This is a genomic window from Brevibacillus sp. SIMBA_040, assembly GCF_046535075.1.
GTDB lineage: Bacteria > Bacillota > Bacilli > Brevibacillales > Brevibacillaceae > Brevibacillus.
In genome coordinates, this window is the sequence record NZ_JAWRXI010000141.1 from 1 (window position 1) to 279 (window position 279).

General features: G+C 38.0%; 1 protein-coding gene. It reads right to left on the reverse strand.

From position 1 onward, the window contains the following. A partial coding sequence (locus tag SB752_RS32305; RefSeq protein ID WP_410719482.1) for a hypothetical protein occupies positions 1-279 on the reverse strand: 279 nt, incomplete at both ends.

Consider the following 279-nt stretch of genomic DNA (forward strand, 5'->3'; position numbering starts at 1 on the left):
GCTGTATAGTTAATATTGTTTATTCCTGTTGTATAAGGTATAACAGCATTCCCATTAGAATCCATGGTTATGGGACCATTTTGCGTACTGATTGGATATCTGCTTAAACCACTATTTTGATTAAGTCCAGCTCCAAAATTATAGTTCGCGCCTGGGTTAAACATAACCGGAATAGGGTCTTTTCTTCCCCACTGATAATGTAACCCTCCTGTATTAGCAATATTAACAACGCTACTATAGCTTCCCGAGCCACCCATAGTATTAGATGGGAACATTTTT